General features: G+C 36.2%; 18 protein-coding genes. 6 read left to right on the forward strand and 12 right to left on the reverse strand.

The genetic code is table 11. From position 1 onward, the window contains the following. Positions 1 to 158 precede the first annotated feature (158 nt). Positions 159 to 1,679 carry an ABC transporter permease/substrate-binding protein gene (locus FFM71_RS04185; RefSeq protein ID WP_137610933.1) on the reverse strand — a complete coding sequence of 507 codons (1,521 nt, stop codon included), beginning with the start codon at positions 1,677 to 1,679 and terminating at the stop codon, positions 159 to 161. Continuing rightward, entirely contained in the window at positions 1,679 to 2,617 is a 939-nt protein-coding gene (locus FFM71_RS04190; protein WP_137610934.1) for an ABC transporter ATP-binding protein, read from the reverse strand. The genes FFM71_RS04185 and FFM71_RS04190 overlap by 1 nt, the downstream gene beginning before the upstream one ends. A 163-nt stretch (positions 2,618 to 2,780) precedes the next feature. Here FFM71_RS04190 and FFM71_RS04195 point away from each other — a divergent pair, with 163 nt between their 5' ends. Continuing rightward, positions 2,781 to 3,224 (forward strand): Rrf2 family transcriptional regulator, encoded by a 444-nt coding sequence (locus tag FFM71_RS04195; protein ID WP_137610935.1) that lies wholly within the window; start codon positions 2,781 to 2,783, stop codon positions 3,222 to 3,224. A gap of 13 nt (positions 3,225 to 3,237) precedes the next feature. Here FFM71_RS04195 and FFM71_RS04200 read toward each other — a convergent pair whose 3' ends face one another. After that, positions 3,238 to 4,098, reverse strand: coding sequence for an NmrA family NAD(P)-binding protein (locus FFM71_RS04200; RefSeq protein ID WP_137610936.1), 861 nt, complete (start codon positions 4,096 to 4,098; stop codon positions 3,238 to 3,240). Positions 4,099 to 4,234: 136 nt separating this feature from the next. Here FFM71_RS04200 and FFM71_RS04205 point away from each other — a divergent pair, with 136 nt between their 5' ends. After that, complete coding sequence (locus tag FFM71_RS04205) at positions 4,235 to 4,945, forward strand: B3/B4 domain-containing protein (RefSeq protein ID WP_137610937.1); 711 nt, start codon at positions 4,235 to 4,237, stop codon at positions 4,943 to 4,945. 173 nt (positions 4,946 to 5,118) lie between these two features. Here FFM71_RS04205 and FFM71_RS04210 read toward each other — a convergent pair whose 3' ends face one another. Both FFM71_RS04210 and FFM71_RS04215 read right to left on the reverse strand, forming a co-directional pair. Continuing rightward, positions 5,119 to 5,304 carry a hypothetical protein gene (locus tag FFM71_RS04210; RefSeq protein WP_137610938.1) on the reverse strand — a complete coding sequence of 62 codons (186 nt, stop codon included), beginning with the start codon at positions 5,302 to 5,304 and terminating at the stop codon, positions 5,119 to 5,121. A 2-nt stretch (positions 5,305 to 5,306) separates the two neighbouring features. Next, a complete protein-coding gene (locus FFM71_RS04215; RefSeq protein ID WP_137610939.1) occupies positions 5,307 to 5,999 on the reverse strand; it encodes an NAD(P)H-dependent oxidoreductase in 693 nt (230 codons plus the stop codon). 403 nt (positions 6,000 to 6,402) lie between these two features. Between FFM71_RS04215 and FFM71_RS04220 the strand changes: the two genes are divergently transcribed. Continuing rightward, a complete protein-coding gene (locus FFM71_RS04220) occupies positions 6,403 to 6,837 on the forward strand; it encodes an ACT domain-containing protein (protein WP_137610940.1) in 435 nt (144 codons plus the stop codon). A 581-nt stretch (positions 6,838 to 7,418) separates the two neighbouring features. Here the strand turns inward: FFM71_RS04220 and FFM71_RS04225 are convergent. Next, on the reverse strand, positions 7,419 to 8,255 hold the full coding sequence (locus FFM71_RS04225) for an alpha/beta hydrolase (protein ID WP_171000466.1): 837 nt from the start codon (positions 8,253 to 8,255) through the stop codon (positions 7,419 to 7,421). Between the two features lie 280 nt (positions 8,256 to 8,535). Then, positions 8,536 to 9,963 (reverse strand): C69 family dipeptidase, encoded by a 1,428-nt coding sequence (locus FFM71_RS04230; protein ID WP_137610942.1) that lies wholly within the window; start codon positions 9,961 to 9,963, stop codon positions 8,536 to 8,538. Between the two features lie 151 nt (positions 9,964 to 10,114). On the opposite strand from FFM71_RS04230, the gene FFM71_RS04235 reads away from it, so the two are divergent. Continuing rightward, positions 10,115 to 10,420, forward strand: a complete 306-nt coding sequence (locus FFM71_RS04235) for a PTS sugar transporter subunit IIB (RefSeq protein ID WP_137610943.1) — start codon at positions 10,115 to 10,117, stop codon at positions 10,418 to 10,420. 122 nt (positions 10,421 to 10,542) lie between these two features. On the opposite strand, the gene FFM71_RS04240 is transcribed toward FFM71_RS04235, so the two are convergent. The 4 genes from FFM71_RS04240 to FFM71_RS04255 form a co-directional block, all read right to left on the reverse strand. After that, the gene (locus FFM71_RS04240) at positions 10,543 to 11,217 is read right to left on the reverse strand and encodes a DPBB and LysM peptidoglycan-binding domain-containing protein (RefSeq protein ID WP_137610944.1); all 675 of its coding nucleotides are present in this window, start codon (positions 11,215 to 11,217) and stop codon (positions 10,543 to 10,545) included. A gap of 779 nt (positions 11,218 to 11,996) precedes the next feature. Next, positions 11,997 to 13,532 (reverse strand): gluconokinase, encoded by a 1,536-nt coding sequence (gene gntK / locus FFM71_RS04245; protein WP_137610945.1) that lies wholly within the window; start codon positions 13,530 to 13,532, stop codon positions 11,997 to 11,999. 549 nt (positions 13,533 to 14,081) lie between these two features. Next, entirely contained in the window at positions 14,082 to 14,621 is a 540-nt protein-coding gene (locus FFM71_RS04250) for a GNAT family N-acetyltransferase (RefSeq protein ID WP_137610946.1), read from the reverse strand. Between the two features lie 789 nt (positions 14,622 to 15,410). After that, positions 15,411 to 17,375, reverse strand: coding sequence for a PTS sugar transporter subunit IIABC (locus tag FFM71_RS04255; RefSeq protein ID WP_137610947.1), 1,965 nt, complete (start codon positions 17,373 to 17,375; stop codon positions 15,411 to 15,413). Between the two features lie 220 nt (positions 17,376 to 17,595). On the opposite strand from FFM71_RS04255, the gene FFM71_RS04260 reads away from it, so the two are divergent. Together FFM71_RS04260 and FFM71_RS04265 are read left to right on the forward strand one after the other, a co-directional pair. After that, positions 17,596 to 20,295: a glycoside hydrolase family 65 protein gene (locus FFM71_RS04260; RefSeq protein ID WP_137610948.1), complete on the forward strand. Its 2,700-nt coding sequence runs from the start codon at positions 17,596 to 17,598 to the stop codon at positions 20,293 to 20,295. An 887-nt stretch (positions 20,296 to 21,182) separates the two neighbouring features. Then, entirely contained in the window at positions 21,183 to 22,559 is a 1,377-nt protein-coding gene (locus FFM71_RS04265; protein WP_137610949.1) for an MATE family efflux transporter, read from the forward strand. Between the two features lie 15 nt (positions 22,560 to 22,574). Here the strand turns inward: FFM71_RS04265 and FFM71_RS04270 are convergent, their stop codons facing one another. Next, positions 22,575 to 23,615 (reverse strand): alpha/beta hydrolase fold domain-containing protein, encoded by a 1,041-nt coding sequence (locus FFM71_RS04270; protein WP_137610950.1) that lies wholly within the window; start codon positions 23,613 to 23,615, stop codon positions 22,575 to 22,577. Positions 23,616 to 23,823 lie beyond the last annotated feature (208 nt).

Below are 23,823 nucleotides of genomic sequence, written 5' to 3' on the forward strand. Positions count from 1 at the left end.
GTATCTCAGTAATTACTTTTAGAGCTTTTGTGCGAATCATTAAATATTAAAATCAGCAAAAATGAGTTGTATCACTCTTAATTATTTTTTTAAGTGTGATACAACTCATTCTGTTTTATGTAATTTGATTAATATTCTCAGCTCTGGAGACAGATAACCTATTTCAATAGTCCCTTGTCAGTTAAATAATCATGAGCAACCTTAGAAGCCTTTTCATGCTTCACAGTTACCAAATAATTCATCTTTTGCATGTCTGATTCAGTAATTTTTCCACCAAGCTTGTTGAGTGTTTTCTTAATTTCCGGATGTTCCATAGCAAATTTCTCGGTCATTAAAGGTGCTCCTTGATATGGAGGAAAATGATTCTTGTCATCCTTGAGTACGACTAAATTGTATTCTTTAATTTCTGGATCAGTCGTATATCCGTCTACCAAATTGACCTTGCCATTGGCGATTGCCTTGTAACGAATTGAAGGCTCCATCGTCTTGGCACTGGCAATATCTAAACCATACGCCTTCTTGATACCTGGAAAACCGTCACTTTGCTGATAAAAATCGGGATCAAATCCAGCATGCAACCGATGCTCAACTTTCTTCAAATCACTGATAGTTTTCAGATTATATTTCTTGGCAAAGCTCTTGGTAACAGCCAAATCATATCCATTTTGATATTTCATTGGCGTCAAGTATTCCATATTGGCGTCCTTCTTGATTAACTTACGCGCCATTTGATAAGTTTTCTCAGGATTATGGCTGACCTTTTGATTAGTTTTAACTAATGCCTGCAATACTGTTCCGGTAAACTCTGGATAAATGTCAACTGAGCCGGATTGCAAAGCCTTGTATAGAAATGATGTGCCTCCAAAATTAGGCTTCAATGAAACTTTCATGTTCGGATGATCTTGTTCAATCAACTCTTTATACATGTTTATCAAAATTTCCGGCTCACTACCCATCTTACCAGCAATCGTGATATTAACAGGGGGTTTGACGATACTACGATACCCAGCAAATCCTCCAAACAAGACAATTAATGTGGCAAAGATAATTCCCATCTTTCGCAATGATAATTTTGAAATAGCTTTAATTAATGCACTGAAAATTAATGTCAGAACTGCCGACAAAATGGCACCAATCAACAATAGAGCATTATTATTTGTTTCAATACCCAACAATATATATGTACCTAAACCACCAGCACCAATTAATGCGGCTAAAGTGGCGGTTCCAATAATCATAACCATAGCAATTCTGATACCCGAAATAATCATCGGCATAGCTAATGGTATTTGAAATTTAACTAATTTTTTGGTTCTTGATAATCCAAAGGCCTCGGCAGCCTCATCCAAATTCGGATCGATTGTCGTTAAACCGGAATAGGTATTTTGAAAAATTGGCATTACCGCGTAAACGACCAATGCAATAATAGCTGGCACCGTTCCTATTCCAACTATTGGAATCAAAATACCCAATAATGCCAAACTTGGAATCGTTTGTAAAATACTAGTTATTTGTAATATAATCTCGGCAATCCGCTTGTGTGTCATTAGAACGATTGCCAAAGGAATCGCAATTATTGCCGCAATAAATAGTGAAATCAATGAAATAGAAATATGTTGTCCTAATGCTTCCCAAATTCCACTGCTTTGAGTTTGCAAAACATGTATAATTGCACTCACTATTTCTCACCTTCCTTTGCCAAGAAATCTAGTAGATCAGAATTAGTAAGTTGATAATTTCTTCCATCATTATCAAAAATAACTATCCCATTATTATTTTTCAATTCAGTCGCCATACGGTTGACTGAATCCTCTTTCAACAAAGTAGAATTAATTTCGGTATCGACAGGCTGACCAAAACCAGCGTCAATAATTTCTCCGACAGTGGATTGCCCATCTTTTTCCAGTTTGAAGAAACCTTTAACAAAATCATTCTTAGGGTGATTCAAAATATCGTCACGATTCCCGATTTGTTCCAAGTTCCCTTTACTCAAAACAGCAATCGTATTTCCTAACCGAATAGCTTCATGCATATCGTGAGTAACAAAAATAAATGTCGTCTGTAATTCACGATGCAATTTCAAAACCAGATCCTGTAATTGTGTCCGTGAAATTGGATCCAAGGCACTGAATGGTTCATCCATCAATACCATTTTGGGACTAGTTGCTAAAGCACGAATAATACCGACTCGCTGCTGTTCCCCACCAGAAAGTTCATTTGGCATACGTTTAGCATACTTTTCGGGATCAAGTCCCACTTTCTTTAAAAGGTCCCAAGCAACCCGCTTACGTTTATCCTTAGTCCAATGTAATGAATCCGGTTGAATAGTAATATTTTCTTCAATTGTTAAATTGGGAAATAAGGCAATATTTTGTAAAACATACCCCATATTTAAACGCATCTTCTGCAAATCATACGTATCAATATTTTTACCATCAATTAAAATCTGTCCTGAAGTCGGTTTTATCAAGCGATTAATCATTTTTAAAGTTGTAGTTTTTCCACTACCACTAGTTCCAACCATCACAAAAAAGTCCCCATCTTCGATTTCTAAATTCAAATCTTTGATGGCAGAATTATTATCATACTCCTTATAAACGTGCTCAAACTTTATCATAACAAATCTCTTTCATGTAACTTTTTAAGTAGCATGAATAATATAAAATAACTAGTGTTTTGTGTCAAACGTTATGCACAGTGCGTAATTAATTGACTAATTTACTAATTCAATTTATGATATTACTTGTAAAATCAAAAGTTACAGATATGAGGTAGTAAAAATGAGAGTCTCAACGCGTTTCAGCGATTCAGTTCATATCCTTGCATTCATCGAAATCTATCAAGACCAGAGGCTATCCAGTGAATTAATCGCAAATAGCATCGAAACTTCCCCTGTTGTTGTTCGACGTTTGATGAGTACTTTACGTGAAAGCGGCCTAATTGCAACTAAGAAAGGTACAGCTGAGCCCAAATTATCCAAGTCGCCACACGAAATCACTTTATTAGATGTTTATTTGGCCACCGAACGTGCCAAGCAGCTGTTCACACTTGATACAAATACGAACCCCGACTGTATAGTTGGGGGAAATATTCAAAAAGTCTTGGGAAGTTATTATGAAGATGCCAAAATGGCGGCTTTAAGAAAATTCAATAATGTTTCCTTACAAGATATTATCGAAACTATCTTAGTGGAACAAAAAGCAAAAGAGCACAACGTTCAATGACGTTGTGCTCTTATTATTTTCTATAATTTTCAAGCAAAAATTCTTTCAAAGGTGTGGCCGAACGTTCCATTATCAATTGATAATCGGAACTAATATCGTTTAATAAACCTCTTCCACCAGCATCATACATTGATGATAGCATGTGACCTTCGTTACCTTCATTATAAATTTCAGCAAATTCATCTAAACTAACTGGTTGATACCCAATCGTAGATCCTGCAACTTCAGACAAGACCTCTGCCAATTCTGGCATCGTGTAATTACGGTCCTGAGTTAAAGTATAAATTCTTTCGTTAACCAACAAATCCTTTGTGGCCGCCACCTTGGCAAAAGCTTTAGAACTGTCCTCCAAACTGATAAATGACAAAGCCTGATCCTTCATTGGATAAATAACATTCTTGCGCTCAATCAATTCAGGCAAGTATGGTACCAACGGGTCAGCATATAAGGCATTCTTAACGATTGTATAGTGAAGACCACTTGAAGCTAATCGCCTTGGTAAATAGCCATAAAACGCCGATAAGTCAAATGGATTATCCTCCTGATCAGCGATGAAACCCATTGCTAAAATATGACCTACCTTGGCTTTTTGAGCGGCTTGAATCACATTTTCCAACTCACTAACACGACTAAAACTGTCATGACTTTTACTGGGAATGTAGATTAAAACATCCTTATCACTAAAGGCATTAACTAAAGTATCCTCTTTCATAAAATCGATTGGCAAAACATTAGCACCAGTGTCTGAAATATGCTGCGCCTTTGCTAATGTATGCACCCCAGCAGTTACAACATTGCTAGGTACAAGTTTGATTAATTCGTTAAAAACATTGCTTCCTAAATGACCAGTTGCTCCAGTAATTAAATAATTCATTTTATCTACCTCCTCAATTGTAAAATACATGTTACTTCAATTGTTACACCTAGTCAACAACTTAATTTCTCATTTCTCAACAAATAATAACTCATAAATAATATAATGAAATAAATAGATTATGGAGGGATTTCTAATGCAAAAAATCATTATCGATCAAGAGTTTTGGGATATCTTCCCCGAGGTTGAAATTGCCGTTATGACGGCCAAAGGAATCGACAATCATAACGATGCCGACGTTCCGGATGACTTAATTCGGCGTGCTAACGAGGTTGCCAAAAAGTGGGTTCCTGACGACCCTATCAGTATTAATCCAGTTGTCAAAGCTTGGCGTGATGCTTATCGAAAGTTCAGAACCAAAAAGGGTGCTCGTAACGCTGTTGAAAATCTTCTGAAGCGCGCAAAAAATGATAAAGGTGTTGGTAATATCAATCCAATCGTTGATGTTTATAACTCTGTTTCGTTAGAATATGCCTTCCCAATCGCTGCTGAAGATTTAGATAAAATCATTGGTGATGTTCACTTAACCGTTGCTAAGGGTGGTGAAACTTTCACGCCAATTGGTGAGGATGAAATTGAGGAAGCTTTGCCAGGTGAAGTCGTTTACCGCGATGATAAAGATGTTATTTCCCGCTGTTGGGCTTGGCGAGACAGCGCACGTGTGGCCGATACTGACAACACTAAGAATCTACTTTTCTATATGGAAAACATCCAACCCGACCGAAAGAATGATCATTTAGCTGCTGCAGAGGCTTTGAAGACCCGATTTCATGATTATTTAAATATTGATATTAATGATATTACGATTCTGAACAAAGATAATCGTGATTTTGTATTTGTTAAATAAATTAACTATATGCCTGTGACGAAAATGGTTAGATTAATTTTTCAACCTTCAGGTATTAACAATATTAATTGATGCTAAAAAAATAGAAGTCATTTTCTACTTGGGAATTACCTAAGTAAAAAATAACTTCTTTTTGTTTTACAATCAAAATCAATAATAATTCAGAAGACAACTTACCACTGCTCATGATTCCACAATCTTCCGTCCACTTCACCTTTTAACTGATCAGAACGTCGATTCTGTTCTTGAATAACCTTTTTCATGGCAACTAAAAAGGCTCGGTTTTCATAAGCTTGTTGTTTTTTTGAAAGTTCATCAACTTGTTTTTCGAGCCAAATTCCATTTTCATTATCATCCATACTTACTCATCCTCCCCTTGTTTAATTAAACCAATGGTACTTTTTAATTGTTCTAAATCTTCACGTCGTTGAATAAAAGTATTCAAAATGGTCTCACAGTCTTCACAACTGGTATCGTTGAAATTCTTGAATCGATCAGTGAATTCTCGTTCAAACCATTTTTGACGACTGCTAAGGGTATCAGGATATTCTTGTGTTAAGTATCGTTGATAATCAATCAACAATTGCATCTGCTCTTGATCACTAAAATAACCAAATTGAGAAATAGTAAATGTGGGTAGAATTTGCATCTTAGCGCGATTGGCTATTGCCCGATACGGAGCCATAATTTCATCAATTGTTATATTTTCGCTACCACCACGACGAAATTCTTTCAGTGGCATACCTGTACTAACAACAATTCCAAATTCCTTTTCTCCTAAATTGTCATCACCATCACCGTAAACAAAATTACGTGTGAGTACTTGGTCCTCCCAATGTTTTAACCCCTCAGGAGCAGCATACCAATAAAGTGGGAATTGAAAAATTATCCGATCATTGTCCCTAAGTAATGCCTGTTCTTCATTAACATCGATTTTTGCTAATTCCTCGACATGATGCCAGGTAACATCTTGTAGTTTTGCACCTTGCATCAAAAATTGTTGTGTCTGGGAATTATTAATCTCTGGGTGTGAAACTATTACTAAAGTCTTCAATATTAACATCTCCGATCATTACTAGAATAGCAAAAAAATCAGAATCTTTAAACCAAACAAAACTGCGGAATGATATAATTTAAAAGATAGATTATTTTATAGTTCTAAAGGCTGAAAGTTTAGTTAAGTATGCCGTTTCCAGAGCTGAGAGTATTTTTATGTCAGAAATAATAAAACGAAAACTTCTGATTATTTAATTAGCTTTACGTCTGTAACAATAATGGCCATATTAATTTTTCATCTTTCAACCTTTAGTTGTAGTTCGATTCAAATTTAGCATTCTGTTGCTAAATAATTCAATCTAATACTAGCATCATTTTTAAATATACAGTCCAACAAATAAGTAATTAGTATAAGTTTGTTAACTTCAATCAGTAAATAAATTTAGTAAGGAGGAAAAGTTGTGCAGAAATATTATATTGTTGATAGTTCTATTCTCCCAGAATCCTTTGATCGGGTAATCAAGGCACGTAATTTACTGGAAACTAAAAAGGTCCATAACGTTAGTGAAGCGGTTAAAGAAGTTGGTATTAGTCGTGGTACTTACTATAAATATAAGGATTTAGTTTTCTTACCTGACGAAGATATGACGGATCGTAAGGCTGTTATCTCAATGATGTTACACCATGAGCAAGGAATCCTTTCAAAAGTCTTGGTTGACATCTCAGAATCCAATGCCAGCATTCTGACAATCAACCAAAATATTCCAATTCATAATATTGCCACAGTCGTTATTTCAATCGACATAAGTCACCTAAATGGCACTATTGATAACCTGATTGATAAATTGCAGTTATCTGATTTTGTCGACAACGTTCGCCTTATTTCAATCGAATAATATAATTGTTACGGATATTTGTAATAAATTTGCCATGAATTATCGGATAGCACCATGCGTAACATATTAAAAACTCCCTAAAATCACGTTAGATGATTTTGGGGAGTTTTATTTTGGCCAAGCAATATACATGGCAAGCAGGACATTGAGCGTACCGATAAAATAAAAGAATTTCGATGCCAGTCTGCTCTTAACGTGGCCTCCAAACATAAACAGCAAGAGTCCCAGTATAAAGACTGATGTTATCAATAAAAAATTCATTTTGTCACCTATTTTTTCGATTTTTTTGTTTTTCACTTTAATACTTTAAAGAAAAAATGTGACGAAATAATGAATTTGCTATGTAATTTAACGTACTTTTTAATAATTCATCTGAAGTTTGAATGGCAAAAATTAATATAACCATTATTGTTACAGGTCTAGAGTTAATTTATTTAAATACTCAGAAATCTTCGTTTTATTGTTCCTGTTATTAAAAAAAACTAGTTGGAAGAACTGAGAGTATTCATTTGCAGCGAAAGTGGCGTTATTGCTTCAGAAATTGAATACTCTCAGCTCTGGAAACAACATACTTTCAGCCTTTAATAATTTATCTTTTTGGAATTTCTCACCCACAGAAAATGCTCAATATCATGCAAAACTTTGGGATTCCTACGAGTTAGCGCACTGTGCTCGGCCCTTGGTCCCGTGAAGATTCGAGATTCATATGATTGATGTGGTCCCTTAAAGACTCTACGTAAAGACTTTGCTGCTGAAACAGGAACAGCCTTATCAAAGTGATCCTCAGGACTAAGTTGGCCCATTATATTCAATTCACGGATACGAAGATTTCTAATAGTTGAATTTGGTTCGACGTACGAATTAAAATCTTTACTAAGTTGATTGGAATATCGCCAATCATTTCGTCGATAAATATCTCTATTCAAAACTTGCATCGGTGCCGCAATATTTACTAGGGAATCTATTTGTGGTTGATTTTTTTTCTGACTATAATTTTCCAAATAATACATAATGGCATTATTTCCCCACGAATGCGCTACCGCATTAAAACGTGTAACGCCATATCTCTTATGTAAAACCTTTAAGATTGAATCAATCCATACCGCAGTATGATGGTAATCTGATTCATGATTATTCTCAAATAACACCTGAATTTCAGGGTTTCTAGCATCTTTTTGCCATTTTCCATACGTTATAACTTTCCCATTAGGCGTTACAACGATAGTTAAAGTTCTAGTCGCGTAGCCATCACGCTGTGACTTGTTTATTAAATAATCCATTGAATGTGCTGTCCCGCCAAAGCCATGGAAAAATAACGTTGGCATTTGTCTGGCGTCACTTGCTGAAACACTTTGTTCGCTAGTATACCCAGCCAAAATGACTGCAAGTAATAATAATAGTAATTTGATTTTTTTCATAAATTCACCAAAATTTGATTTATTAACAAAGTTTAAAGCAAATAAACTTATAGTCAACAAAAAAGAGCACTCGAAAAACATGATTAACTTTCGAGTACTAATCCAGACAGGCACGTTATCCAATTTTAGATTACTGTGCCTGTAAGGTTAAGCAGAAAAAGTTATGTTTTGTCGCGTGCTCGCGCTATTATCTTAATAAGATTTATATACCAGACTTTTTGTCTACTACATAATTCACAGTCGTTATAGCGCTATGTATTTTATTCACAAAATTAAAATTCTATAGGTTCTGACCTTTTTCCCAAGTAGTTTTAGATAGCATCAAACCTTTTTTGACAATCTCATCAAATAATTTATGTGTTCGATTTGAGATTTCAGCGGCTGTCTTCATATTACTCTCGGTCAAGAACTCAGAAACATCATCGTTGAAACCATCAATAACTTGATCAGTGATTTCCAAACGTTGACGTCCATATGATTGGCAACCATCTAAATATGCATGGATCATATCGGAATATTCATGGTAATGTGGCTCAATCATAACTGACAATGTCTTCTCTAACCAATAAACATTATTGATATCAACATCATTAGTTGTATTCTTGTAGTCTTCTGGTGTGTCCTTAATATTTGTATAGAAAGGCACATATGGACTGTATGCGAAGAATCCTAGTGATAACCATTGTATGGCAGCATGACTTTCATCAACATCATTTCTTATTTGAAGAATTGATGAGGCTTGGTTACGATCCATAGCGATGGAACGAAATTGACGCTGCTCCTCAGCCGTTCCAGAAGCAAATGTTCCAAATGGATCATACTTTGTACCGTTATAATGTGATGATAAGAAGTATTCAACATCTTCAATTGCCAACTTCTTACTTGGTCTTCTAACCATAGGCATATCCTGAGAAGTTGGTTCTTGATCAATTTCTGGATTAAATAATTTTTGACCATACCATGTACGAGGCGTGTTGTAATAAGCGTCAGCCTCACTTTGAGTACCAAATATCTCACGGAAATTAAAGTGTCCTGGTTGTGGATTCAAATGATGTTTTTCCACAAATTCAACTAAATCAGTAGCCACTAGAAAATTATCAGTATCATTAACGGCGACTTCTTGCATAACGGTCTGATTAGGTACGATTGCATACGTATCTTCAGGTAAACGCATTGCGGCCCAGTGGTGACCACCAGCAGTTTCCAATAGCCAAATTTCATCTTTATCATTGAAGGCGATACTATTACATTCACCAGTACCGTATTTTTCTAGTAAAGCACCCAAACGAATGGCACCTTCCTTAGCCGTCTTGACGTATGGCAAAACCAAAGTCAACATAGCTTCTTCGTCGATACCATCATGGACTAATGGATCATATCCTAAAACACGATTATTAGTTGCTGTCGTTTCTGTTGAACTCATACCAACGTTATATTCGTTAATACCAGCTTCTTCGTATTGTCCATCGCTTTGATCAGCCTGTGGTGTAGCGGTGTAACGATGAGCGTGATCAGGTAACGGCACTTTTACACCTGTAGTTATTGAGACATAAAAGGCATCTTTTTGATCTTTTGCTTCATGAGCAACAAATTTAATCGGATTGATTGGCGCATAGCCGTCTTCATTACGGGCGACAATAGTGGAACCATCCATACTAGCGGCTTTACCAACTAGAATTTCAGTACAATCAGAACTTGTGTTTTTCATTTACGTTCACTCCCTCTTTGTTATTTAGTATAAGATTAAATTTTGAGATAAGCCAGTAGGTTTATTAGAAATTTTATAATTTTATCTTGTCGATATTTAATCTCAAGGCTATACTGACTGGGTAATCAAGAATTTATTTAAGGAGTTCACAATGACTAAGACAATTATGCTGGCTTGTGCTGGAGGCATGTCTACATCCCTATTAGTTACCAAAATGGTTAAGGCCGCCAAAGAAGAAAAAATCGACGTAAATATTTTTGCTACAGCTAGTTCTGCCATCCCTCAAGAAGCTGAACTACATCATCCCTCCGTAATATTACTTGGTCCACAAATAAGATTTTTATTCAATAACATACTTAAAGAAGTCGATATTCCAGTTGAAATTATCGATATGAAAGATTACGGCACAATGAACGGTAAAAATGTTTTGCACCAAGCATTATCTTTAATTCGATAAATTAACTCTAGGTCTGTACTAACAACGGCCATATTAACTTTTCGCCTTTCAACCTTTAGGCAATTATAAAAAAAGAGACCTGATAATATCAAGTCTCTTTTCTTTTAAAATTTTATTTTATATTAAAGTACTTCAACAGATGCTGTTGTAACACCGTATGAAGGAATTTGGTTATTTGGCATAGCAACATCTAATTGGTTAGGGTTACTGTATGCAAATGTACCTGTATCATTAACTGTTCTGATCAATACTGTACCGTCAGAAAGTGTAATCTTAAGTGTTGTACCCTTAGGGAATACTGAAAGGTTAGCAGCAACACCGCTATAACCCATGTTTGAACCAAGTACGGCTGGATCATAGAAAGAAATCTTGAATGTTCCTTGTGATGTACCTGTTTGAGTTGTAGCTTGTGTAGAAGCAGTTTGTGTCTGTGTTGTTGTAGTTTGTGTTGTTTGTTGTGCAGGAGCTTGGTAACTTGTATCTTCAGCAGCTGCTTGTGTTGTTGATGTTTGTTGTGTAGCAGTTGTGTCAGTTGCTTGTGTTGTTGTTGCACCTGGTAATGTAACTGTTTCGCCTGGGAAAATCAAATCAAATCCACCGATTTCACGGCCATTTGCTTGTTCTAGTTCAGCGATTGTTACACCAGCATTAGCAGCGATATCTTTATAAGTATCACCTGCTTCAACTTGAACATGATTATTGTCGAGAATTACTGCAGCTTGAGCAGTCTTAGTTGATGCAGCGATTGCTGTTAATGCCATAGTACTTACTAAAGCGATTGATAAAACTTTCTTCATAAATAAATTACATCCTTATATTTAAAGTATTTTGTCTAGCCCTCATTTGCTATGTTGCATATACTAACAGCCTTTTATTACACAACAACGTCCATATAATTACAAATAAGCCATTTTCTGTAATCTTAGTAATACAAATGAAACAAACATGCGTTCTTTCGTTGATATAGAAGCAAACACAAAGTTATAAATTTAAACATATTTTATGACTTATTCTGAAAACTTTTAGTTATTTCATTAGTGTTTTTGTTATAAATACATTAAAAAGAGAGCCATAAATCCTATTTTACTGGGATTTATGGCTCTCTTTTTATGTGAAATTGGGACTAAAACATTGGAATAAGTAAGCTTTTTCCATGTTTGAGAATTAGCATCTGTTATACAAGTTCTTAATGTAAATGCCAAGCCTCTAATGTCTGAAAATCATAATTATCTATATTTTTTCATAACACTAATTTAATTACTGAAGGTTGAAAGGTGAAAAATTAATATAACCGTTGTTACAGACCTAGAGTTAATTTATTTAAATAGTCAGGTGTTTTTGTTTTATTATTCCTGCTATAAAAAAACAAACTAGTTGGAAGAGCTGAGAGTATTCATTTGCAGCGAAAGTGGCTTAGAGCTTCAGCTCTTACACCACCGGGCGTGTTGGAGACTCGTGGGTTTTGCGAGGCTTCAACCGAGGTCCGAGACCGCCCTTTGGCTCGGGCCGTTCCGCGCAGCAATTGAATACTCTCAGCTCTGGAAACGGCATACCAACTTAAACTTTCAACCCTTAGTTAATTACTATGTCTCTTTTGAAATTCGGCTATTTCTTTATACTCTGGTTCTAATATTTCTGACAACCTAATCCAGATAGGTAACAATTCTCGATACACTTCGAAATTTTTCTCATTTGGTTGATGAACATGTGTTACTCCTATCATATCCTTAACTGCCGAAAGATCATCGACGTAACCTAGTGCATACATTCCTAATACTGCAGCTCCTAAACATGAACTCTCAAAACTTTCCGGTATTGTCACTGGTTGTTCAAAAATATCGGCTAATAGTTGACGCCACAACGATGACCTAGCAAATCCTCCAGTTGCCTGAATGCTCTTAGGTTTGCCAGTGATTTTCTCAATCGTTAGCATTACAACATACAAATTATAGACGATTCCTTCCAAGGCCGCTCTGACCATGTGGGCACGGGTATGTTTTCTCGTCAATCCAAAATATGATCCGCGTGCATATGCGTTCCAAATTGGAGCACGTTCCCCACCTAAATATGGATGGAATAATAACCCATCTGAACCGGCTGGTATTTTTTCAGCAATTTGTGTCAAAATATCATATGTAGAAACTTGCATCTGTTCCGCTGTGATTCGTTCGGGAGCAAACAATTGATCTTTGACCCAGCGAAAAACAATTCCACCATTATTAACGGGCCCCCCGACGACCCACTTGTCTTTAGTTAAAGCATAGCAGAAAAGCTTTCCATCGGGATCAACCACCGGCTTATCCACTACGACACGAACCGCCCCACTAGTTCCAATTGTTACTGCGACCACACCCGGGTCAATTGCATTGACACCTAAATTGGACAATACACCATCACTGGCACCAAAAATGAATGGCGTATCAGCAGAAATTCCAAGCAAATTACCAAATCGTGAATCAATGCCAGTTATTTTATCAGTTGGCTCAACTAAATCTGGTAGTTGGTCACGTGTTATTTTTAATAGATCTAGTGCTTGTGGTTCCCAATCTAAGTTAAAAATATTGAACATCCCAGTAGCGGAGGCCATTGAATAGTCCATCTTATATGTTCCAAATAGTCGGAAGAAAATATACGTTTTCAAATCAATGAATTTTTTTGCTTGTTTGAATAATTCTGGTTTTTCATTTCTTAACCAAAGTATTTTGGACAAAGGAGCCATTGGATGGATTGGCGTACCAGTTTTGGCATAGATTTCAGCTCCCATACCATTATTTTTCAATTTCTCACTATATTTAGCAGCCCGGTTGTCAGCCCAAGTAATCGCTCGAGTCAATGGTTGGTCATCATGATCCATTAAAATCAAACTGTGCATAGCACACGAAAATGAAACACCTTTGATTTCAGTAGGATTAGCCTTACTCTTTTGAATCGTCTGCCCCATTACGGAAACAACTGCATCCAAAATATCATCCGGATCCTCTTCAGCCATATCAGGCACATCTTGATATAATTTATAGCCAGCATTGGCATAGGCAATCACTTTACCCTTCATATCGTAAAGAACCGCCTTTGTACTAGTCGTGCCAATATCAACCCCAAGCATATAATCCATAACCAAAAACTCCTTATTATTATAGTAGAAACACGTTTTAATTGTAAACAGAGAACAAAAAAGAGTCCACCCTTCACTTTTCGGACAAACTCACCTTGATTTATACATTCATTCACGTTTGGTGCTATTTAAATTAGTTATTCAAAAATTTGAATATTCACATGTCTTGAACTCTTCAGAGCTTTAGAAATATCCAACCATACTATTCTAATACCATACATATTTATTTAAAGATTGAAAGGCAAAAAATTAATATAATCGTTGTTGTTACAGACTTAGCGTTAATTTATTTAAATAATCAGGAGTTTTTGTCTTATTATTCCTTATTATTCCTTCAATTAAAAAATAAATTAGTTGGAAGAGCTGAGAGCATTCATTTGCAGCGAAAGTGGCGTTATTGCTTCAGCAATTACACCACCGGGCGCGTTGAAGACTCGCGGTTTTTGCGAGGCTTCAACCGAGGTTCGAGACCGCACCTTGGCTCGAGCCGTTCCGCGCAGCAATTGAATACTCTCAGCTCTGGAAATGGCATACTTAACTAAACTTTAGTTATTCATTTAAATTATCCCATTCATCATGAAGAATTCCATATTTAACAGAATCATAGTACTTGTCATTATAATATCGAACTTTACGTACACAAGCCTCTTGCTTCATACCAACTTTTTCAGCGACATGCATCATCCGTGGATTTCCGGACCATGTGGTTAAACCGATATGAGGCAAATCGTAAATTCCAAACAGATAGTCGATAAACAATTTCAAAGCTTGCGTCCCGATGTGTTCATCCCACAAGTCATCACGATAAACAATAATACCCATATCCAACCAGCGCTCTAAATCGCCGTCTTCAAATCCTGCTCCAACGGAACCAACAATTTTATCATCAAAAGTTATCACGAGATGATTTTTATTATGAATCCAATTTCTATACGCAATCACATTGACAAACTCTTCCTTACTTGGCAAAACGTTATGGAAATATGGTCCATTATATTTTGCCCATTCAGGATCTGGATTACTATATGCAATTTCCCAAAACTCTTCCACTTCTTCTGGTTGAGCTGGTCTGATTTTTACTTCAGCCATTTTTTTACCTCCAGAACAAAAAAAGACTTGCCATAATTATACGACAATTAATTAAATCTAAATAATTATAAAAATATTCTTAAACAATTTTTTTAATCTAATGTATCTTGCTTGTTAAATATGCTGCCCCAAAGCTACTGGAAGCATTAACTGACTATACGTTGCCCTCTACACTCCGAAAATGACATATTTAATTACACACTAATTTACAGATTATCTTACAATTTTTTAAAAAGATTTATTGAATTTAATCTGTATTCAAATAATACTCGTTAGCAATCTTCATGATGATTTCCAATTATCAAGCAAATTTAAAACAGGTAAATGATTCTGATTTTCTATACACCTACAAAATGTTGAAATCACAAGTACCTTATCCAAATTAAATTTCTCAAAAGGACATGTTAATGAGGCAGTCTCCGACATATTGGAACAATAGATTACATTATCAATTCAAAGATTATTTCCTGAAGGTTGAAAGTCTTCGTTTTATTGTTCCTGCTATTAAAAAAATAAACTAGTTGGAAGAGCTGAGAGTATTCATTTGCAGCGAAAGTGGTGTAATTGCTTCAGCAATTACACCACCGGGCTCGTTGAAAACTCGCGGTTTTTGCGAGGCTTCAACCGAGGTTCGAGACCGCTTCCCAGGCTCGGACCGTTCCGCGCAGCAATTGAATACTCTCAGCTCTGGAAACGGCATACTTAACTAAACTTTCAACCTTTAGTTATTTCTATAATCGTCAGAAAAAAGGAATACCGATTAATTCGGCATTCCTTTTTTATACAAAGCTAGTTAGCAGCTGGTTCTCTACTACCTAATCTTACCTTTTCAACTTCATGACTTTCATCAAGATCTTCTTCTTTAAATCCGAACAAGTAAGTACATGTAAAGGCAACTACGATTGTTGCAGCTGAAGCGATTAGATAACCTGTAAAGCTAGCGTCAATACCCTTAGGATTGATAAATGATGCGAAACCGATCAATGAACCGGCAAAGCCCCACATATCAACATGCAATAGTCCAGTTAATAAACCACCGACAGCACTACCGATATTAGCAGTCCAGAAGATACGTCCATATTTCAAATTAATACCATACATTGCAGGTTCTGTAACACCAGCAAAGGCTGATAATGTAGCGGCACCGGCAATTTGTTTCATGTCAATGTGGTTCTTAGTTTTAATAAAGACAGCCATTGCAGCGGCACCTTGAGCAACCATTGTTGTAGAAACGATAGCATTCAAAGCACTATGTCCAGTTGTCGCAATTTGACTGGCAACGACTGGAATAACGGCCCAGTGTAAACCAAAGATAACCAAGCATTGATACAATCCACCAATAATTAACCCAGATATAGCTGGACTGATCTTCAATAAACCAACGATACCAGCAGCTAAGTAAGAACTAAGTAATGTAATAATTGGTCCAACAATAACGATAATTACAGCACTGACAATAAATACTTCTAGCAAAGGACTGAGAATCATACGTAACGACATAACGATATGTTTCTTGAGCCATGGTTCGATTTTAGCAGCAATCCAAGCTGCAGCAATCATTGGGAAAATTGAATATGTGTAATTAGCAATATGAATTGGAATACCAAAGAATGTTGCATTGATATTCATAGTTGTGGTACTTGTCTTTGTAGCAACTTGTACCAAAGTTGGGTATGCCAAAACACCACCGATGACACCCATGATGATTTGATTTGCACCCAATCTCTTAGCTGCTGTAAAGCCAACTAGAATTGGTAGGAAGTAGAAGACTGAATCTCCCATCGCATTGATGATCATATAAGTAGAACTTGTTGCAGAAAGCCATTTAGCAGATACGATCAAAGCTAAAAGACCTTTCAAAATACCTGAAGCAGCTAACAATCCAATGATAGGCATCATGCTGGCTGTGATGACACCGATTAGAGCACTAAAATAAAATTTTGTCTTTGGCCAGACACCCTTTGGTGCTTCAACCTTTTCGTGTTTAGGAGCAGCAGAATCATCACCAAATCCGGGTCCTAATGCTTTCACAACGGCATCATAGACATCTTCAACTGCTGGTCCAATAACAACTTGATATTGTCCCCCAGCCTTAGCTACATCCAAAACACCATGCATATTCTTGATAACATCATCATTTGCTTTGTTATCATCTTTCAAATAAAAACGAACTCTGGTAATACAGTGAATTACATTTTCAACATTGGCAGATCCACCGACATTTTTAACGATATCCTTGCCCAATTGATTGTAATCTACTTTACCCTTTGGTTTAGCAACTGCTTCACCTGGGGCCATCGGTTCAACTTCAGCCACTGTAGCACCAGCCTTGACATTACCTTTAGTAACATGGATCTCTTTAACCATTTTTGCTGTATTAGTGATGGCTACAATAACATCTGTCACCTTACCAGCTTTCTTAACGGCATCAATATCCATCGTGGCAATTGTATCGCCAGCCTTAACATTGTCTCCTTCTTTAACAAACAGTTCGAAAGGAGCCCCTTTCAACTCAACTGTATCAACACCCATGTGAACTAAAACTTCAAATCCATCATCAGTACTGAGTCCAATTGCATGTTTCGTTGATGCGACTAACATAACTTTACCTGAAACTGGAGCGACGATTGTTTGATCGTCAGGAATAATTCCGTAGCCTTCACCCATGGCCTTTTCAGAAAACATCGGATCATGAACTTCAGACATTTCAACTGCCTGTCCAGAAACAGGAGCAAGCATTTTAATACCTTTCATAGAAAACACCTCCTTAAAAATTATAGGAACCGGTTACATCCTTATCTGTTACTATAATACAACCTGTCCTGTATAAACATCAAGTTATAACATAAATTATTATAAAAAACGCGTCAAATTTACTTAATCGGGGTGTATAATCAGGATAGTACGAATGTGTTTAAACAAATACACGGACTTTATGCTATTTCATTCTAGATATCTTTCGGAGGAGTTTATTATGAAACCTATATATATTAAGATCACCGATTCGCAAATAATTTATGCCAACAGTGAAAATGCAATTGATGAAAAATCATTTGACCTTGATTCAAATATAGAGCTCAAACAAAACTTACAGGAATTCAAGGATTCCCTATCTAATTTACCTAACGTGATTGTGATAACCAATCCAAGTAAATTTCATTTAAAGAAGAATGCCATATTATTTCATGAAGAAGTCATTGACTTAGGAGCTGAGTTAGAAAATACCTTCCATATTCCAGTCATTAATATAGAAGAAATAATTGATTCCAATTTACTATTGGCCGCTGAAAAAGAGACTGATTACGCTTCATGGCACCTTGACTATTACGGACTTGCTCATGAAAAACGTCAATATGGACAAGAATCAATGCAGACTATTGGTAATGGCTATTTTGGACTTCGAGGCACATACCTTGAAACTAAAGCTAACGATGATAATTATCCGGCAACTTATATTGCTGGGGTTTTTGACCAACTATCCACTCCTATTAACGGCCGTGATATCATCAATGAAGATTTAGTCAACTTGCCAAATGCACAATACATTACTTTTAGTATTAATAATGGACAACGATTCACCATCAATGAAAGCGATATCAAAGAATCGAATCGATCATTAGATCTTAAATCCGGTCTTTTAACAATCAAGTTATTAGTTCAATTAGACGATGGTAAAGAGTTAAGAATTGTAGAAAAAAAGGTTGCCGATATGCAGAATTATCACGACTACTATCTGCAATATGCTATTGAACCAGTCAACTTCAACGGTAAAATTACTATTTATACTCAAATTGATGGCACAGTGGTCAATTCAAACGTCGAGAGATATCGTAATTTATCCAATAAACATCTCGTTATAGACCAGATTAATAATATCGATGAAACCGCTATTTTATCAGCACATACCGTTCAATCCGATATTAAATTGGCAATCAAGACTGACCTTAATCACCCAACAATTGTTAATCCAAAATACAGCATTCACAATAAAGCTGAAATTGCAGAACAACAATTAGAATTTACAGCCTCCGCTGGAGAAACTTATTATTTTGAAAAAGATGTCAGCACCTACACTTCTCTAGAAACTAAGGAAGATATTGTCGCAGTGGCCAAAAAGCATCAATTCCTACCAAGTTTTGCTGACGCTGCTAAACAGGCCCAAGAAGACTGGCAGAAGGTCTGGACACAAGAAGATGTAATTGTTACTGGTGATATTACTGCTCAAAAACTCTTACGCCTGAATAGTTACAGTATGACGACTGCCGCACAAAACAATGCCAACAAAGATCTCGATGCATCAGTTGGTTCGCGTGGATTAACCGGCGAAGGATACCGAGGTCACATTTTCTGGGATGAATTATTCGATATGAATTTCTACGTCCTACACAATCCCGAATTAGTCAAAAGCCTCTTGATGTATCGTTATAACCGTCTGCACGCAGCTATGGACTACGCTGGAGCTGATGGTTATAACGGTGCTATGTATCCTTGGCAAAGTGGATTATATGGCGATGAACAATCCCAAGAAGTTCACTTAAATCCAATCACCAATAAATGGGATCCGGATAATTCCAGAAAGCAACGTCATGTTTCATTGGCAATTGCATATAACGTTCTAAACTATTTCCATCTCAGTCATGATGAAAAATTCATGCAACAGTTTGGTCTTGAAATGTTGCTTGATATTGCAAAGTTCTGGATCGATATGTCTAAATTAGACAAGGACACCGGCAAATATACTATTGGAAACGTTATGGGACCAGATGAATTCCATGAAGGATATCCTGGAGTTAAAGAAAGCGGTCTTAAAAATAATGCATATACTAATATCATGGTCAGTTGGCTATTCAAGAAAATTGGTAACTTTATCAACACTGAATCTAGCGATGTTTTAGATAACAATTTCCGTAAAACTAACTTCTCTGATATTGATATTCAAAAACTTGATGATATCAGACATAATCTAAAACTCGATTTCCAAGGTAATATTCTGGGTCAATTCGAAGGATACTTTGATTTGAAGCGACTCGACTTCGACAAATATCGTCAGCAATATGGCAATATTTCACGAATGGATCGAATTCTAAAGGCCCACGAAGACTCACCTGATAACTATCAAGTTGCTAAACAAGCTGACACTCTAATGGCCTTGTTTAACCTGACTGATCAGGACTTTTTCGACATTTTGGCCGATCTTGGATACCCTATTACAAATCCAGAAATGTTTATCGATGACAACGTTAAATACTATATTGAGCGTACAACTCATGGATCAACACTTTCCAGAATCGTCTATTCAATGCTACTGTTGAAAGCCGATGATACCAAGACAGCTTGGAAACTATTCTATGAAGCCTTAACAAGTGACTACTACGATATTCAAGGTGGAACTACCGCTGAAGGAATCCATTTAGGAGTAATGGGAGCAACGTTAAATCTCGTAACCTCCTTCTTTGCTGGTATCGACTATCGTGGTGAAGTATTGGATATTAATCCAAATATGCCAAAGCAGTGGGATGAAATTGAATTCAAGATGAATTTCAAGGGTACAAAATTCAACTTCAGAATTAATTCGGATGGTATTTCAATCAAAGCCAACCGTGATACAGAAGTGATTTTTATCGGCAAGAAATTACCATTAGTTGCAAATCAGGAAATTCAACTTACTTATTAGATAGCGTGTTATGCTAACTAATTATTCCGTCTCCAGAACCGAGAAATATTCACAGGCTGTGCGGGACGACTCGAGCCTGTGAAGCGGTCTCGAGTCTCGGTTTGAAACCTTACCAAAACCCGGTAAGTCTCCAAACACGCCCGGTGGTGTAAGAGCTGAAGCTCTAACGCCACTCCCACTGCCCACAAATATTTCTCGGTTCTTCCGACTAGTTAGTCTGTTTTATTAATCAAAATAATTTCCGAGAATTCAATTTTTTAATTATACATAAAAATGAGCTGTATAACACTTAAAGAACCAAATAATTAGGTGTGATACAGCTCATTTTTGTCGATTTCAAAAATCTTAGATGAATATTTTTTATAATGAATTATTACAAAAATAATTGTCAGTATTAATATCAAAACATATTCTTTTACGCATGGTGCTAGTTGATAATTAATTGCAAATATTCGCATCAATTATATATTCCAAATTAAAATTTAAAACAGGCTGGATATAAAAAATGAGCCTTTTTATACTCAATTTATGCACGATAAACTAGTCGAAAGAGCTGGAAAATATTTGTGTGCGTGGAAGTGATATAAGGACGGGAGATTCTCCCGTTCTTATATCACCGGGCGTGTTTGGAGCCTTGGCGAACTATGTAAGGCTTCAAACCGAGGTTCGAGACCGTATTTTGGCTCGAGCCGTTCCGCACAAGCTAGTGAATATTTTCCAGCTCTGTAGACGGCATATTTAACTAGCACCACAGGTATTCTTTTAAATAAATTAATCAAATGTGCTGAGCTTATTAAAACAATTTAAATATTTATACGCAAACACCATCACTAAAAAAATTAAACATGCTAAAATAGTCATAATCTTTATGAAAGGGATATATACACATGATAGATCTGACGCAAGGAAGACCTATGAAAGTTATATTTTTGTACACAATTCCTTTATTATTAGGTAACTTTTTCCAACAATTTTACAGTTTAATTGATACCTTAATTGTCGGAAAAACAATCAGTGTCGATGCTCTAGCCAGCGTTGGTGCAACTGGGGGATTAACAGGTTTAGTCATCGGATTTGCTCAGGGTATGACTAGTGGTTTAACAATTCTTACCGCTAGAAAATATGGGGCTAATGATGAACGTGGGGTTCGAAAAAGTTTTGCATCTGGAATTATCATTTCAATCTGCATTGCCGTAGTCTTTACTATCCTCGCCCTTTTGATTGCTTATCCTCTACTTGTAGTGATGCAAACTCCAAAGGTGTTGATTCATGATTCATTTATCTTTTTGGAAATCATTTTTGCAGGAATATTTTCTTTTGTTGGTTTTGATTTTTTGGGAAATACGATGCGGGCGCTTGGTGATTCCCGTGTTCCACTCTTTTTCTTAATTGTAAGTACTGTTCTAAATATTTTGTTGGAACTTGTCTTCATTTTATACTTACATATGGGAGTTGCTGGTGCCGGGTTAGCTACTGTTCTCGCACAAACAATCACCTTTATAGTTTTATACTTTTACATTAGGAATCATATTCCGTATTTAATTCTAACTAAAAGCGATTTCAAAATCGATAAGGCTGAAATCAAAGAATTGCTTCAGATTAGCTTACCTATGGGATTTCAGTCTTCAATTATTGCTATTGGTTCAATTATCTTACAAGTTATGTTGAACACTTTGGGTGCTAACGCCGTGGCTGCCTATACTGTTGCCGGTAGAGTTGAACAAATTGCTACCTTGCCTGCCTTCAGCTTTGGTTTAGCTTTAGTAAATTACACAGCTCAAAATCTTGGTGGTAAAAAATTTGATCGAATCTTACAAGGAGTTAAAGATGGTATTTTGATCTCAGTTTCTGCCAGTTTAGTTATTGGTGCCTTCCTAATTTTCTTTGGTCGAACTATTTCCCACCTCTTTATGAATGGTAATCAAGAAACTGTTTTACATCTGATTCAAATTTATTACTATTTCAATGGTTCCAGTTACTTTATTCTTTCAATATTATTTATCGTTCGCTACACCTTACAAGGTCTGGGCAATCAAAAAGCTCCCACTATCGCCGGTATTGCCGAGCTTCTAATGAGAGTTTTTGCGGGTATCGTTTTAGTTCGTTTATTTGGATTTTACGGAGCTGCGATGGCCAATCCACTTGCTTGGATCGGTTCGGTCTTAGTATTAGTCAGTACTTGGAAAATGGAACTTAAAAAACTTAGAAATCTCAAGAACCTTTTGGGAGATGATGATGGTAATAATGAAAAACTCGAAAGTTAATGGCTTTCGAGTTTTTTAATTTAAAGCATTTGCACATTCATTCAGAGCATCTTCAACCGCTGGAATTTGATCAACATAATTCAAAAAGGCGTGGGCCAAACCACCGTATCGAATATATTTGGCTTCACAACCTGCCATCCCAATTTTTTGGACAAAAGCCTCATCTTGCAATCTGAATGGATCAAATTCGCCCGTTAAAACTAGAGTACGTTTAAAATTCAACGGATCTGCGTACAATGGCGATAAAATTGGAGCGGTTAAATCAATTTCTTTATGATCAGTATAATAATTGGTCATAATCGTATCCAATGACTTGAATTGAGTATAATTGTTATGCAAAGCACGACGCTGTTCAGCTTTGATAGGTATTAAACGGTCATTCCATAACGAACCATTGTGATTTGAACCATGAACAACGGTTGGATAAAATAACACATGTTTATAAATTTCACAGATACCCATTAAATGACACAATTGACTGACACTCAAGGCAATTGCTGCCCCAGCTGAATCACCCGATAATGATACTTCATCGTATTTATGACCAATATCTGACATAACTGATAAGACATCTTCAACACCTGATGGAAAAGGATTTTCCGGTGCAATACCATAATCCACACTGTAAATTACTCCTGCAAATTTAGTGGCTAAAAGCTGTAAAAATGGTAAAGTATCTTCTGGAGTTCCACCATAAAACGCCCCACCGTGAAGATAAACTAGAGCCTTAGAATCTACCGTTATATCGTTACGATAAATTTTCAAATAACGAACGTGACGATTCAAAGTATCTGTAAACTCTTCATCAATCGACACGTTAGGGTAATTTTTCGTGGGAATATCATCATGACTGTTTCCATCCCGCAATTGTGTTAAATCATTTGGTAAACTAGGTTCATCGGATAAGCCCTTCAGATGGTCATAAATTATAGGTTCATATGAATGAGCGTCAATACGATCTTTTACTATCATCTGAACATTTCTTAAATGAGGGATATCAACTGCATCAATTTGATTCAAACGATTTAGTTCTACGTTATAATCATTTTTAATCATAAGAATTACCATCCTTTTTGTGGCCGTCTCCAGATATGACAATATTCATCAGCTGTGCCTTCGCTGCCCAATACTCTCATTTCTTTCGACTAATTTTTAAACTAATTTATCTACACCTATTATGCACGATGTTTAAACATATTTTCTATCTAAATTTAATAATTATTTTTATCAAGTTTGACTACTTATTCATTACTGAGGAGGAATA

This window comes from Companilactobacillus huachuanensis (genome assembly GCF_005404815.1).
GTDB classification, from domain to species: Bacteria; Bacillota; Bacilli; order Lactobacillales; family Lactobacillaceae; genus Companilactobacillus; species Companilactobacillus huachuanensis.